This is a genomic window from Streptococcus sp. DD12 (genome assembly GCF_001578885.1).
GTDB lineage: Bacteria > Bacillota > Bacilli > Lactobacillales > Streptococcaceae > Streptococcus.
In genome coordinates, this window is record NZ_KQ969497.1 from 39,326 (window position 1) to 53,753 (window position 14,428).

Below are 14,428 nucleotides of genomic sequence, written 5' to 3' on the forward strand. Positions count from 1 at the left end.
AAGGAGGGGGCACAATGATGTCACGAGAGGAATGGCTGGACTACTTTGAAACAGTCAACGGCCGTAAGCCATCGGAAGAAGAAATCAAAGCGGCTCAAGCGGTGGGAGAGTTTTCTGTAGCAACCGATCAGCCTGTAGCTCAAGAAACTTCTGATGCATCCGCTAACATCATCCCATCAGAACCCGTACAGGCGGATGGACCGATTGAAAAACGGCCACCTGTTTCCCCGGTAGGGGGCGTCCCTGTGGCTGGCCAGCCCTTCCAACAAGTGCCTGCTAACCAAGGTCCCTTTGGGCAACAACAGGCCCCAGTTGGCCCTTATCAAACAGGTGTTCCAACTTACGTCATGCCGTCAGCTAAGCGCAAGGGGAAAATCGGCTTGATTATCGGTTTAGTGGCTGGTGTGCTTGTATTGCTCGGTCTGGGCGTCGGTGGTGTCTTTGGTTTTCGGTATATGACGGGCTGGGTACCAGATGGGACTTTTACAAGTACAGCCATTACAAAAGATATCGAAGATGCCCAAGATGAGGTCGATGACTACCCCGAAGTTCAAGATGTTATCTCTAAACCGAAACTGCAGCTGACGGTTGATGACAAAGATGTTGCTGTCTCTTTGACCTATCAGTTTGACTGGGATACCTATTGGAAAAATTACCTGTCTATCCTAAAGCAAGAGTTAAAGAGTAGCTATGGTGACTATGTCTCAGATACGACGATTGATAGTTATGTCGAATCAAACTACGCTTCCAGCGAATCCACTTATAAGTCTAAATACCTGACAGAACTGAAAACACAAATTCAAGATGCTGGTGGGATGTTTGACAAGTCAACGGGTGAGGTTAGCTTCTTGCTCGTGCGTGGAAAGCTTGATTATCTTAGCCATAAAATGACCGTAACCTCTGTCAATACAGATGCGCTGCGTACAAAAGTCGGCAAGGACTATACGACAGATTATTTAGCTTCGGTTTATGTCAATAAACTCTCTACTTATTTTGCGAATCTCTCCGAAGGAAAAGAGGTTGATTATAGCTATAACGACGGTGACCTCGAAATCGGCAATGTCACTTATAGTCGTTAAAAGGCTAGCGAATTGACCGAGAGGCTGGAAAACCAAAGCCAGAAAGAAGACCAGAAGGTCTTCTTTTTTGGTTACTGCGGGAGATTGGATGAAACTAGGGGTGAAACTTTCAGAAAATTCCAAAAAACATTGACCGAAAGCTTAAAAAAAGCTATAATGGTGACAATTTTAGCTTTAGGAGGAGTTCATATGCAGACAAAACGCCTAACTTTGGGGTCGTTCTTTATGGCCTTGACGATTATTTTAAGTTCTAGTTGGCTGAGTTTTCCGGTAGCTGGAGGTCACTTTTACTTCAATGGTATCCTTATCTTTTTAGTGGCCTTGATTTTCCAACCATGGGAAGCCGTGATTATTGCAGGCTTTGGGTCTTTTTTAGGGGATTTCTTCTTTTATCCCTTACCAATGTTTGTGACCCTGGTTGTGCACAGCGTTCAAGTGTTGGTTATCGCTTTGTTGCTCAAACGCTACCAACAACCTGCCCCTAAGATTCCGACGATTATGGCGCTTTTGATGGGTAGTGTCATTGTTGTGGTTGGTTATTTCTTTGGTCGTGGTTATGTCTATTCGACACTGGCCTATGCCTGGATGAAACTGCCTTTTGATATTTTGGCAGCGATCCTAGGCGCATCTGTGGCTTATGTGATTTACTACCATACCGATTTTCTCAATAGTTGGAAGGCCCTTTTGAAAGGCTAACTATAAGAGGAATCGCAGACCTTGCGTTCACGCCACTTTAGAGGAAACAAAAAGCACTCGACAGGAGTGCTTTTTTAGTTTTCTTTGCTGGCCAGACTATCTTTGGCCTTGGCTGATGTGTCTGCTTTAACCTGTATCTTTCCTTTACTGCTAAGGACAGCACGCAGGCGTTTTTCTTCGGGGTGCTCTAGGTAATAGTCAGTGATGGCATCTTCGATGTATTCTTGAATGGTGCGACGCAGTGGGCGAGCTCCCATTTTAGGGTCATAGCCAAGGTCAACCAATTTTTCCTTGACCTTTTCTGTGACGTGAAGGTGCAAGTCGTTTGATGCTAGTCGGTTATTGACATCGTCTAACATTAGGCTGACAATGGAAAGGAGGTTTTCCTTGCTCAAGGCCTTGAACTCAATAATTCCATCGAAGCGGTTCATAAACTCAGGACTAAAGAAGTTGCCTAATTCACCTAAGACAGAGTTGGTACGGCCTTCTCGGGCAGCCCCAAATCCCACGCTGGCTTCAACCTTACCGGTTCCGGCATTGGAAGTCATGATGATGATGGTATCTTTAAAGCTGACTGTCCGTCCTTGACCATCCGTTAAGCGGCCATCGTCTAGAACTTGCAGGAACATGTGCATGACATCTGGGTGGGCTTTCTCAACTTCGTCTAAGAGAACGAGAGAGTAGGGATTGCGGCGAACCTGTTCGGTCAGTTGTCCAGCTTCATCGTAGCCAACATAACCAGGAGGTGCTCCGACCAACTTGGCCACGCTGTGTTTTTCCATGTATTCGGACATATCAAAACGAATCATGCTATCTGCAGAACCAAACAGTTCGATGGCTAATTGTTTGGACAGCTCAGTTTTTCCGACACCTGTTGGTCCCACAAAGAGGAAGGAGCCGATAGGACGGTTGGGAGACCCAAGGCCGACCCGGTTGCGGCGAATGGCTTTGGCAATCTTATCCACCGCTTCATCTTGGCCGATGACGTGTTTTTTGAGGTCGCTGGCCAAGTGAATGAGTTGACTTTGTTCTTTTTCCTTGAGGTCGCCCACAGGAATATTGGTTTTTTCTTCAACAATCCCTTCGATGTTTTGTTCTGTGATCACAGGGATGTCTTCCTCGGTGAGGGTCTGCGCTTGCATTTCTTTGTATTTGGCAATCTGGTCGCGGAAATAGGCAGCGCGTTCAAAATCTTCCTCACGTGTGGCTTGGGCTTTGAGATTTTCAGCTTCGACCAGGCGGTTATCAATCTCTTTAGGATCGATAAAGTTGAGGGTTAGGTTCATCCGTGAGCCTGACTCATCCAAGAGGTCAATCGCTTTATCTGGCAAGAAGCGGTCCTGGATATAACGGTTGGACAAGACCGCCGCAGCCTTGATGGCATCATCGGTATATTTGACGTGGTGGTAGTCTTCGTATTTTTTCTGAATTCCTTTGAGGATGGTAATGGTTTCATCCACTGTCGGTTCATCAACCTTGACAGGTTGCATCCGACGTTCTAGGGCTGCATCCTTTTCGATAATACGGTATTCGTTGAGAGTAGTGGCACCAACCAGTTGTAATTCCCCGCGAGCCAAGGCAGGTTTGAGGATGTTGCCAGCATCCATATTGCCATCACCTGCATTTCCAGCGCCGACGATTTCATGGATTTCGTCAATAAAGAGAATAACATCTTGGCGCTGACGGATTTCTTCCATGAGCTTTTGCATGCGCTCTTCAAATTGGCCTCGAATACCAGTCCCTTGGACAAGACTGACGACGTCTAGGCGAATGACCTTGCGGTTTTGCAGCTTTTGTGGCACACTGCCATCGACAATTTTTTGCGCCAGACCTTCAACAACGGCTGTTTTACCAACTCCAGGCTCTCCGATGAGAACAGGGTTGTTTTTGGTTCTGCGGTTGAGGATTTCGATGACGCGTTTGATTTCATCGTCTCGTCCGATGACAGGGTCAATGTCCCCCTTACGAGCAATCTCAGTGATATCCACTCCAAACTCATCCAGAAGTCCTGCTTGTTCTGGTGGTTGTTGAGAAGGGCGTCCACCACCTGAGCGACCGCCGTTGTTTCCGCCCCCTCGGTTGCCCCCGGCTTGGGTTTCTGGGTCATTCGGCAGGTTGCTGTTAAAAGCGCGGAAGTTGTTCAGGTCCCCGATCAGATCTTCAAATGGGGTAATGTCTTGGTGCTTGGTGAACTGACCGAGCAAACTATTTTCAGGGTCAGTTTTCATGATTTGGTAGCAGTTTTGGCAGAGGTCGATTTGTTTTTGGTGCCCATTTAAATTGGTATATAAATGTATGGTTGATTCATTCAAATGGCAGTTTTGACACAGCATAACTGTCTCCTTTCTCAGCTATCAAGGAAGCCTTGACGAGTTACTTCAACCACTTTATAGTCAAAAATGGTCAAACTTATAGCTTCATTATACGCTTTACGGCTTGAAATGCAAGCAAAAAGATTCGATTTCTGGCACTCTCGGATGAGACTGCTAAAAACTTTTTTTGAAAAATGTATTTTATTTCAGAATAATCTGTGGTATAATGCATAAAAATACAATATAGGAGAAAAATCATGCATTTTTTAAAAGAAATCGATTTTACGAAAGACCAACTCTTAGATTTGCTGGCCCTATCGGCGCAATTTAAGGCGCAAAAAAAAGCAGGGGAGGCGCACCGTTATCTGGAAGGAAAAAATATTGCCCTGATATTTGAAAAATCAAGCACTCGGACGCGGTCTGCCTTCACAGTTGCCGCTCAAGACCTCGGCATGCAGGCGACTTATCTGGGTGCTGGAGAGATTCAGCTAGGGACGAAAGAATCGGTCGCTGATACCGCTAAGGTTCTGGGGTCTATGTTTGATGGGATTGAGTATCGGGGGTTTTCCCAAGAGGCTGTCGAAACCCTGGCTAAGGAGTCCGGTGTCCCTGTCTGGAACGGCTTAACAGATACCTGGCACCCTACGCAAATGATAGCAGATTTTTTGACGATTCAAGAACAATTCGGTAGCCTTGAAGGGCTCCACTTGGTCTACATCGGTGACGGAAGAAACAACATGGCCAACTCCTTGTTGGTTACCTCAGCTATTTTAGGGGTTGACGTCACAATTGTAGCACCTAAGGCCCTTCAACCCGAGGCTGAAATTGTGGCCTTGGCTCAGGCGCACAATACAGGCGCCAAACTGACAATCACGGAGGACACTGCTGCAGTGGCAGGTGCTGATATCCTTTATACAGATGTTTGGCTATCTATGGGGGAAACCGTTGACTTCAAGGAGCGGATTGACCTGCTGTTACCCTATCAAATCAATGCAGATTTGATGCAAAAGGTGGCCAATCCTCAGGCGATTGTCATGCATTGTCTGCCAGCCTTCCATGATACAAAGACCCTGATTGGTCAAGAAATGTTTGAAAAGTACGGCCTAGAGGCGCTAGAAATTACGGATGAGGTCTTCCAAGCTCATAGTGATGTCATCTTTTCTGAAGCTGAAAATCGGATGCATTCGATTAAAGCCATCATGTATCAGAGCTTTCTCCAGCAAAAAAACAGTCCTAAGTCATGAAATCAGAGCCTTTTGACAGGGAAATTGCGGTTTGGGTACACATTTAACGCTTTTTATGTTAGAATGGGTTGACTAATAAAAAAGGGAGTACATATATGGAATCTCATTTGGTGAGAATTATCGACCGTCTTGAGCTTATGGCTGGTGATGGCGGTAATACAAAGCGTAATTTTGAACGTGAAGGGGACGTCGTTGCGGAAGTTAGCTTTAGTAACGACCCTGAAAATGGTCCTGTATTTACTTTGCGTGATGTCAAAGCGCGTGAGACCTATACATTTGATAGTATTGATTTGATTGCGATGGAGATTTACGACTTGATCTACTAAAGCAGTTACAGAATGCTTGGTTTGCTTACCCTAGGGTGAGTTGCCAGGCATTTTTTTTGAAAAAAACAGGCAAACAGTTGTATTTTTATACAATGTTATGCTATAATATGTTTACTATCATAAGGAGTCATTCATGGATTTTTCATTTTTGCCAAAATATTGGCCTTATTTTAACTACGGTGTTCTGTTGACCATTATTGTTTCGGTATTGGTCGTTTTCTTTGGAACCATCTTGGGGGTATTTGTTGCTCTCGTCAAACGCAGTAATATTAAGATTTTAGACTTACTGGTTTCTTTGTATGTGTGGATTTTCCGCGGTACACCAATGATTGTTCAAATCATGGTGGCCTTTGTTTGGATGAATATGCAAGCTCTGCCGGTCGTTCGTTTCGGGATTTTTGATTTGGAACTGTCTCGGGTGGTGCCAGGGGTGATTGTCCTCTCACTCAATAGCGGGGCCTATATCTCAGAGGCTGTTCGGGCTGGGATTGAATCTGTTCCTAAGGGGCAGATGGAAGCGGCCTATTCTTTGGGGATAAAACCACTGAAAACCTTGCGTTATGTCATCTTACCACAAGCCATTCGCAATATCTTGCCAGCTTTGGGGAATGAGTTTGTTACTATTATCAAGGACAGCTCCCTCTTGCAGACTATTGGGATTATGGAATTGTGGAATAGTGCCCAAACCGTATCAACATCAACCTATATTTCATTGACACCCCTGCTGGTAGCAGCTGGTTACTATCTGGTTTTGACAACTGTGATGACCAGTTTGTTAAAAGTATTGGAACGTAAAATGGGGCAAGGAGTGAGCAAATGACAGAGGCAATTATAAGTATTAAAGGGCTACAGAAGTCCTATGGCGATAATGAAGTGCTAAAGGGCATTGACCTGGATATCACAAAGAGTGAAGTGGTGGCCATCATTGGGCCATCCGGGAGCGGGAAATCAACGTTTTTACGCACCATGAATCTCTTAGAAGAACCCACAAAAGGGACCATCACTTTTGAAGGGGTGGATATTACGGATTCGTCAAACGATATTTTCAAAATGCGTGAGAAAATGGGGATGGTCTTTCAACAGTTCAACCTTTTCCCTAATATGACCGTTTTGCAAAACATCATGTTGGCACCGACCAAGGTCAAAGGGGAATCGCCAAAAGAGGCAAAGGAAAAGGCCTTGGAATTGTTGGAACGTGTCGGTTTGTCTGACAAGGCGGATGCCTACCCAAGTAGCTTATCTGGTGGCCAACAACAGCGGATTGCCATTGCACGGGGCTTGGCTATGGACCCTGATGTCCTGCTCTTTGATGAGCCGACTTCTGCCTTAGACCCAGAGATGGTCGGAGAAGTGCTTAATGTTATCCAAGACTTGGCGAAGTCTGGGATGACTATGGCAATTGTGACGCATGAGATGGGCTTTGCGCGTGAGGTAGCTGACCGTGTGATTTTCATGGATGGGGGCTACATCGTGGAAGAAGGGACGCCAACTGACGTCTTTGAAAACACCAAAGAAGAACGGACGAAAAACTTCCTTAGTAAAGTTTTATAAGATCAAAAAGCAGTTCCCTGAGATGGTCAGTAGGGGCTGCTTTTTTGCTGGGGGATACAGGGTGGTGACCTCCCATATGATGCAGTCTATGGTATAATGGAAGTAATTAACTTTTGGAGATGGTTATGACGATTATTGATGGGAAAAAGATAGCGCAGGATATGAGGACACGTCTGGCGGACAAGGTCCAAGACATGAAAGCTAAGGCAGGTATTGTGCCTGGGTTAGCCGTGATTGTGGTGGGGGATAATCCCGCCAGTCAGGTTTATGTCCGCAATAAAGAACGGGCGGCCCTAGCAGCTGGTTTTCACAGTGAGACGATACGCCTACCTGAAAAAACAAGCGAAGCTGACCTTTTAGAGGTTGTTGAGCAGTGCAATCAGAACCCTAGTATCCATGGGATTTTGGTGCAATTGCCTCTGCCTGACCAGATTAATGACAAGAAGGTGCTTTTAGCGATTGACCCGCACAAGGATGTGGATGGTTTTCATCCGATGAACACAGGCCACCTGTGGAGTGGGCGACCTGTCATGGTTCCCTGCACGCCGGCGGGTATCATGGCGCTTTTGGATGCCTATAATGTGACCTTAGAAGGCAAACGTGCCGTCATTATTGGGCGTTCCAATATTGTCGGAAAACCGATGGCCCAGCTCCTTTTGGCTAAGGATGCCACGGTGACCTTGACCCATTCACGCACCAAAGACTTGCAAGGTCTGGCAAAGGAAGCAGATGTCTTGATTGTGGCCATTGGTCGCCCTGAATTTGTGACCAAGGATTTTGTCAAAGACGGTGCGGTAGTCATTGACGTAGGCATTAACCGTCAAGCAGATGGGAAATTGGTTGGTGATGTTGCTTTTGAGGAAGTTGCGCAAGTTGCCAAGTTGATTACGCCTGTTCCAGGAGGGGTTGGCCCGATGACCATTGCGCTCTTGCTGGAGCAGACCTATCAAGCTGCCCTAAGGAGTGTGACGAAAAATGATTGACCAAGATTGGGCAAAGGCTGTTATTAGGAGTCGGCCAAGGGAGTCTCATAAGGGGGATTATGGGCGTGTTCTTTTGATTGGTGGGAACCCACCCTATAGTGGGGCCATTATCATGGCGGCGCTTGCCTGTGTTCGCTCAGGGGCAGGTTTGGTCAGCGTGGCAACGCACCCTCAAACGATAGCAGCGCTTCATGCCCAATTACCGGAAGCCATGGCCTTTGATATGGCTGATAAAGAGCGCCTTTCCCAACTGATACAGGCTGTTGACTTGGTGGCTATTGGGCCTGGATTAGACGAAACAGCTAGCGCCCAAGCAGTTTTTGACTTGGTTTGTGACAAGGTATCAGCCAATCAGATGTTACTTTTAGATGGTTCCGCTTTGAATCTCTATGCCAAACGCTCAGGGACTGATTTACCAGCCGGTCGGGTTATTTTAACGCCCCATCAGATGGAATGGGAGCGGCTTTCTGGTTTGGCACCTAAAGAACAGGCTCCGGAGCGAAATTGGCAGGCTTTGGCACAATTTCCCGAGGGGACACTACTGGTTGCCAAGCGCCATCACACACAGGTCTATGATAAGGAAGACCATCAGATGGCTGCCATCGCAGTTGGCGGTCCTTATCAAGCAACAGGTGGCATGGGAGATACCCTAGCAGGAATGATTGCCGCTTTTGCAGTTCAGTTTCCCCAAAGCAGTTTGTATCAGCGTGTTGGGGCAGCGGTCTACTTGCACTCAGCCATCGCAGACGATTTGAGTCGGACAAACTATGTGACCTTACCGACAGCCATTAGTCAGCAAATCCCTCAGGCTATGAAGATTTTGGAAATGTCACACAACTAGAGTGAAGAGAAAGGAGCCTTGTGTCAGACTATTTAACAGTTACCCAATTAAATAAATATCTGGGACTTAAATTTAGCAAGGACCCCTATTTGGAGCGGGTTTATTTGAAAGGACAGGTGTCCAATTTTCGAAAACGGCCCAATCACCAGTATTTCTCTTTGAAGGATGAGGGAGCCGCAATTTCTGCCACCATGTGGGCCTCTCAGTATCGCAAATTAGGTTTTGACTTGGAAAATGACATGCAAGTCAATGTGGTTGGTCGGGTTCAAATCTACGAAAAAACAGGGCAGTACAGCATTGTCATCGAAGAAGTGATTCCAGATGGGGTGGGTGCTCTGGCCTTGCAGTTTGAACAGCTCAAAAAGAAGTTGTTGGAGGCGGGTTACTTCGACCAGCAACATAAACAGCCGATTCCTCGTTTTGTTTCGCATATCGGGGTTGTCACTAGCCGGAGCGGTGCGGTTATTCATGATATCCAAACCACGGTAGCGCGTCGTTTTCCCGGGGTGTCTATCACACTTTATCCAACCAAGGTTCAAGGCACAGGCGCTGCTAAAGAAGTCGCAGAAAATATCAGGCGTGCCAATGCGGATTCAAAATTGGATGTGCTCATTGTTGCTCGTGGAGGTGGCTCCATCGAAGACCTTTGGGCCTTTAATGAAGAACTGGTGGTTCAAGCCATTTTTGAGTCACGTTTGCCGGTTATTTCTAGTATTGGACATGAAACAGATACGACTCTGTCTGACTTGGTCAGTGATGATAGGGCAGCGACCCCGACGGCGGCAGCTGAGCATGCAACGCCTGTGACAAAGGCTGATGTGCTAGCGCGTCTGTCTGAGCTACGGGCGCGTGCCTACCGGGCCAGCAACCGTCAACTGGAATACTATCAGGAGCGCTTGAAAAAATTACAAGGGTCGTCTTTTTTTCGGCAACCCGAGCGCTTATATGACGCCTATTTGCAAAGGTTAGACCAGTTGCAATCGCAACTGCTTCATGGGATGCGTCAGCAGTATCTGGCGCAAAAAAATCGCCTGCTTCAAGTGCAACAAGGGCTTAATCAACGTCTCTTGCAACAGCAGGTCAAGGCTTATCAGGAACGCCTCAATCAGGACAAACGTCTCCTGCAAAGTCAAGTTGCTCAGCAATATGACGCGGCTGTAGCCCGTTTTGAAAAGGCTAAGGAAACCTTGCTGTCATTGGATACGAGCCGGATTGTCTCCCGGGGCTATGCGGTGGTGTCAGACGAGACTCATATCGTTTCTTCGGTCAAAGAAGTACAAGTCGGGCAAAGCTTAACCGTGCAAATGCAAGATGGGCAGATAGATGTAGAGGTGAAAGATGTCAGAAAAGACTAAAACATTTGAAGAAAATTTAGCAGATTTAGAAACGATTGTCAGCCGATTAGAAGCTGGGGATGTCCCTTTAGAAGAGGCGATAGCAGAGTTTCAAAAAGGGATGAAATTGTCGCAGGATTTGCAATCGAGACTAGAGAAGGCTGAGAAAACTCTGGTAACTATTGTGAATAAGGACGGCTCAAAAGAGGAACAAGTCTAGTGTTGATGAATGAGAAGATGCTTGCCTTAGATGGTGTCCTAGAAGATTTTTACCAAAAAAAGGGCCTTGCTCCTGAACTGCAAAAAGCAATCCTTTACTCGATTCATGCAGGTGGAAAACGGATTCGCCCCCTGCTCTTTTTGGCCTTGTTAGAGGGATTTGGACAAGAGCTCGATCAGGATGCTTTCAAGGTCGGTGCTGCTTTGGAAATGGTTCATACAGCAAGTTTGATTCATGATGATTTACCTGCCATGGATAACGACGATTACCGGCGTGGGCGCTTGACCAATCATAAGGTTTTCGGTGAAGCCTTAGCTATATTAGCTGGGGATAGTCTCTTTTTAGACCCGTTTGCCTTGTTGATGGAGACGGGTTATCCCGATTCGGTCAAAGTGGCTTTAGCTCAGGGACTATCGCAGGCCTCGGGGACCTATGGGATGGTAGCCGGTCAGGCTCTAGATATGGCCAGTGAAGGGCAAGATATTCCACTAGAAACATTGGAAGCCTTGCATGCCCATAAGACCGGAAAACTATTAACCTTTCCTTTTGAAGCCTGTGCTTTAGTTTTGTCCTTGGATGACAAGGAAGGCCAAGCCCTTGTTCAAGCGGGTGAGGCTTTGGGGTTAGCCTTTCAAATACGAGATGATATTTTAGATGTGACAGCAGACTTTGAGACCATCGGAAAAACACCGAATAAAGATATAGCAGAACAAAAAGCTACCTACCCGAGTTTGCTTGGCTTAGAGCAATCTCGGAAGCTACTTGATAACTGTCTCGATCAGGTCTTGTCCTTACAAGCAGATTTTTCGGCAAGGCGTCCCTTTAAAGCTCCCCAGTTTGTAGAAATGGTAGAAAGGTTGCGGTTAGATGCCTAAAGAACGAGTAGATGTCTTGGCCCATCAACAGGGACTTTTTGAAACACGTGAACAAGCCAAGCGTGGTGTGATGGCGGGTTTAGTCATTGCCAGCCATAATGGCCAACGTTATGATAAGCCTGGTGAAAAGATTGACACGACGATTCACCTGAGACTAAAGGGTGAAAAAATGGCTTATGTGAGTCGTGGTGGGCTAAAGTTAGAAAAAGGTCTGGCTGTTTTTGGAATTGATTTGTCCCATCGGACTTGTTTAGATATCGGTGCGTCAACAGGTGGCTTTACAGATGTCATGTTGCAAAAGGGAGCGAGCACTGTTTATGCCGTTGACGTTGGGACCAACCAACTGGCCTGGAAACTTCGGCAAGACCAACGGGTCTTATCCATGGAGCAGTACAATTTTCGGTATGCTGCCTTGGCGGATTTTACAGCAGGGCAACCGACTTTTGCCAGTATTGATGTGAGTTTTATCTCACTCGGACTGATTTTTCCAGCTTTGGCACGGATTCTTGCAGATGGTGGAGAAGTTGTTGCGCTGGTTAAGCCACAGTTTGAAGCCGGCAAGGATGCCGTAGGGAAAAAAGGGATTGTCAAAGACCCTCAAGTCCACCAAAAAGTGATTAAAGCAGTGATGGCACAAGCCAATAGCAATGGTTTTAGCAACTGCGGACTAGATTTTTCTCCTATTCAAGGGGGGCATGGAAATACGGAGTTTTTGCTCTATCTAAAAAAAGCGCCCCAGATGGACAACCTAGACGAAGCGCTTGTTTCTAGGGTTGTTGCTGATGCACAGAAAGGATTTAAAAAATAGATGAATAAAAGAGAACGCCTTGCGTTGATTCGCGAGTTGATTGAAAATGAGAATTTCTCCAAGCAAGGAGATTTGGTCAAAGCCTTACAGGCGCGTGGTTGCCATGCGACACAAGCGACCATCTCACGGGATATGGATGAGATGGGGATTGTTAAGGTCCCAATTGGGAATGGTTACCGCTATAGTTTGGCAAAACCCAAAGCGCCTGCCCATACGGAGGATAAACAGGCAACAGCTCTGGTAACGGTTCTGAATGTTACTGATAAGCACACCACCTTGCCTTGCCTGTTGTCAGTTGATGTGGTGCCAGGAACCAGTCGTCTGGTGAAACGCCGTTTGCTAGATGAAGAAAGTGACGCTATTTTCAGTATCTTGACAGATGACGAGACTCTTTTAGTTGTCGCGAACACGCCAGAACAAGCCAGTCAACTACGAACCATTTTACTGAGCTGGAAAGAAGCCTAAAGGAGACGAGCGCATGCTTGAGACGATTTCGATAAAAAATTTCGCTATTATTGAAGCCGTCAGTCTTCAGTTTGATCAGGGAATGACGGTCTTGAGTGGTGAAACGGGCGCTGGGAAGTCAATTATTATTGATGCGATGAACCTGATCTTAGGCGGACGGTCCAACCTGGATATGATTCGTCATGGGGCAGCAAAAGCTGAAATTGAAGGCTTGTTTAGTCTAGCAGAAGATTCTCCTGTCATGACCCTTCTAGCGGATAAGGGGATCGATGTCACGGATGACCAGGTGATTATTCGAAGGGACCTGATGGCCAATGGACGCTCAGTCAGCCGTATTAATGGGCAATTGGTCAATCTGAGTCTCTTGCGTGATATCGGTCGTTATTTGGTCGATATTCATGGGCAACATGACCAAGAAGAATTGATGCGCCCGGCCTACCACTTGGGTCTCCTAGATAGTTTTGGTGATGCGAGCTTTTTGGAGTTGAAAAATCGGTATCAAGCGGTTTTTGACGCCTATCGCCAGGCACGTCAACGTCTCCAAACCCTGCGTCAAAATGAAGCCAGTAATAAAGAGCGGGTAGCGCTCTTGAACTTTCAAATTAGTGAAATCGAAGCAGTAGACCTTAAAGATGGCGAAGAAGATGACCTGACTCGTCGCCTGACTGCGCTACAAAACCATAAAAAAATTGCTGACACGTTGAGCAATGCCTATCAACTACTGGATGCTGAAGATTTTTCTAGCTTGGGAAATGTCCGCGATGCCATGGGAGACTTGCAGGAGCTTGAAAGCTATGATGCCGAATACAAACGGTTAGGCGATAGTTTGGCAGACGCTTATTATGTCCTAGAAGATGTGACGCGTTCCTTGGAAGATGCTGTTGACCGGCTCGAGTTTGACAGTGAGGAATTGCTTCTGGTTCAGGCTCGCTTGGATGTGGTTAATAGTTTGATTCGCAAATATGGTAGCAATAGTAAGGATGTATTGGATTATTTTCAAAATATCCAAAAGGAGTATCACTTACTTGCTGGCGATGGTCATCAAGATAAGCAACTCGAAGAGGAAGTAAAACATCTGCAGGCTGACCTCGTTGAATTAGCACACCAATTGAGTCAGCAACGTCACCTTATTGCTGACAAACTAGAAGCAGATATTCATCGTGAATTAGCGGAACTTTACATGGAAAAGGCTACCTTTCAGGTGCATTTTTCGACCGGTAAATTTAACCGCCAAGGGAATGAACAGGTTGAATTTTATCTGTCAGCCAACCCAGGAGAAGGCTTTAAACCACTTGTCAAAGTGGCGAGTGGCGGGGAATTGTCTCGGATGATGTTGGCTTTAAAATCAACCTTTTCACGCCAGGCCGATAAAACCAGTATTGTCTTTGATGAAGTAGATACCGGTGTATCCGGGCGTGTCTCTCAAGCGATTGCCCAAAAAATTCATAAGATTGGGCAAAACGGTCAGGTGCTGGTAATTTCTCATTCCCCCCAAGTGATTGCCATCAGTGACCATCAATTTTTCATTGAAAAACAAAGCAGCCAAGATGCTACTGTATCAACTGTCCGTCTGTTAACAACAGATGAACGTATCGAAGAGATTGCGAAACTGCTCGCCGGTGACAATGTGACCGAAGCCGCTCGCAGTCAGGCTAGAGAGCTCTTAAAACACTAGTCATTGAGCTGGTCAAGAG

15 protein-coding genes are annotated in these 14,428 nt (G+C 46.3%); 14 read left to right on the forward strand and 1 reads right to left on the reverse strand.

The annotated features are described in order from the left end of the window. The first annotated feature begins 14 nt into the window (after positions 1–14). Positions 15–1,079, forward strand: coding sequence for a hypothetical protein (locus tag STRDD12_RS07155; protein ID WP_066916648.1), 1,065 nt, complete (start codon positions 15–17; stop codon positions 1,077–1,079). A gap of 189 nt (positions 1,080–1,268) precedes the next feature. Further along, on the forward strand, positions 1,269–1,775 hold the full coding sequence (locus STRDD12_RS07160; RefSeq protein WP_066916650.1) for an ECF transporter S component: 507 nt from the start codon (positions 1,269–1,271) through the stop codon (positions 1,773–1,775). A 74-nt stretch (positions 1,776–1,849) separates the two neighbouring features. Here the strand turns inward: STRDD12_RS07160 and STRDD12_RS07165 are convergent, their stop codons facing one another. Beyond that, positions 1,850–4,108: an ATP-dependent Clp protease ATP-binding subunit gene (locus STRDD12_RS07165; RefSeq protein WP_066916652.1), complete on the reverse strand. Its 2,259-nt coding sequence runs from the start codon at positions 4,106–4,108 to the stop codon at positions 1,850–1,852. Between the two features lie 236 nt (positions 4,109–4,344). Between STRDD12_RS07165 and argF the strand changes: the two genes are divergently transcribed. The 12 genes from argF (at position 4,345) to recN (ending at position 14,409) form a co-directional block, all read left to right on the forward strand. Continuing rightward, on the forward strand, positions 4,345–5,331 hold the full coding sequence (gene argF, locus STRDD12_RS07170) for an ornithine carbamoyltransferase (RefSeq protein WP_066916654.1): 987 nt from the start codon (positions 4,345–4,347) through the stop codon (positions 5,329–5,331). Between the two features lie 95 nt (positions 5,332–5,426). Further along, positions 5,427–5,657, forward strand: coding sequence for a YkuJ family protein (locus STRDD12_RS07175; protein WP_066916655.1), 231 nt, complete (start codon positions 5,427–5,429; stop codon positions 5,655–5,657). Between the two features lie 133 nt (positions 5,658–5,790). Then, entirely contained in the window at positions 5,791–6,477 is a 687-nt protein-coding gene (locus STRDD12_RS07180; protein ID WP_066916657.1) for an amino acid ABC transporter permease, read from the forward strand. After that, positions 6,474–7,208, forward strand: a complete 735-nt coding sequence (locus STRDD12_RS07185) for an amino acid ABC transporter ATP-binding protein (RefSeq protein WP_066916659.1) — start codon at positions 6,474–6,476, stop codon at positions 7,206–7,208. Before STRDD12_RS07180 ends, STRDD12_RS07185 begins: the two co-directional genes overlap by 4 nt. Positions 7,209–7,327: 119 nt before the next feature. Continuing rightward, a complete protein-coding gene (locus STRDD12_RS07190; RefSeq protein ID WP_066916661.1) occupies positions 7,328–8,191 on the forward strand; it encodes a bifunctional methylenetetrahydrofolate dehydrogenase/methenyltetrahydrofolate cyclohydrolase in 864 nt (287 codons plus the stop codon). Next, entirely contained in the window at positions 8,184–9,032 is an 849-nt protein-coding gene (locus STRDD12_RS07195) for an NAD(P)H-hydrate dehydratase (protein ID WP_066916663.1), read from the forward strand. The genes STRDD12_RS07190 and STRDD12_RS07195 overlap by 8 nt, the downstream gene beginning before the upstream one ends. Before the next feature lie 20 nt (positions 9,033–9,052). Further along, positions 9,053–10,387, forward strand: a complete 1,335-nt coding sequence (gene xseA / locus STRDD12_RS07200; protein WP_066916665.1) for an exodeoxyribonuclease VII large subunit — start codon at positions 9,053–9,055, stop codon at positions 10,385–10,387. After that, complete coding sequence (locus STRDD12_RS07205; protein ID WP_066916667.1) at positions 10,371–10,586, forward strand: exodeoxyribonuclease VII small subunit; 216 nt, start codon at positions 10,371–10,373, stop codon at positions 10,584–10,586. The genes xseA and STRDD12_RS07205 overlap by 17 nt, the downstream gene beginning before the upstream one ends. 5 nt (positions 10,587–10,591) lie before the next feature. After that, complete coding sequence (locus STRDD12_RS07210; RefSeq protein ID WP_066916821.1) at positions 10,592–11,461, forward strand: polyprenyl synthetase family protein; 870 nt, start codon at positions 10,592–10,594, stop codon at positions 11,459–11,461. Then, positions 11,454–12,269, forward strand: coding sequence for a TlyA family RNA methyltransferase (locus tag STRDD12_RS07215; protein WP_066916670.1), 816 nt, complete (start codon positions 11,454–11,456; stop codon positions 12,267–12,269). The genes STRDD12_RS07210 and STRDD12_RS07215 overlap by 8 nt, the downstream gene beginning before the upstream one ends. Further along, positions 12,270–12,734, forward strand: coding sequence for an arginine repressor (locus STRDD12_RS07220; protein WP_066916671.1), 465 nt, complete (start codon positions 12,270–12,272; stop codon positions 12,732–12,734). It begins immediately after the preceding gene. Between the two features lie 13 nt (positions 12,735–12,747). After that, the gene (gene recN / locus STRDD12_RS07225) at positions 12,748–14,409 is read left to right on the forward strand and encodes a DNA repair protein RecN (RefSeq protein WP_066916673.1); all 1,662 of its coding nucleotides are present in this window, start codon (positions 12,748–12,750) and stop codon (positions 14,407–14,409) included. Positions 14,410–14,428: the final 19 nt, after the last annotated feature.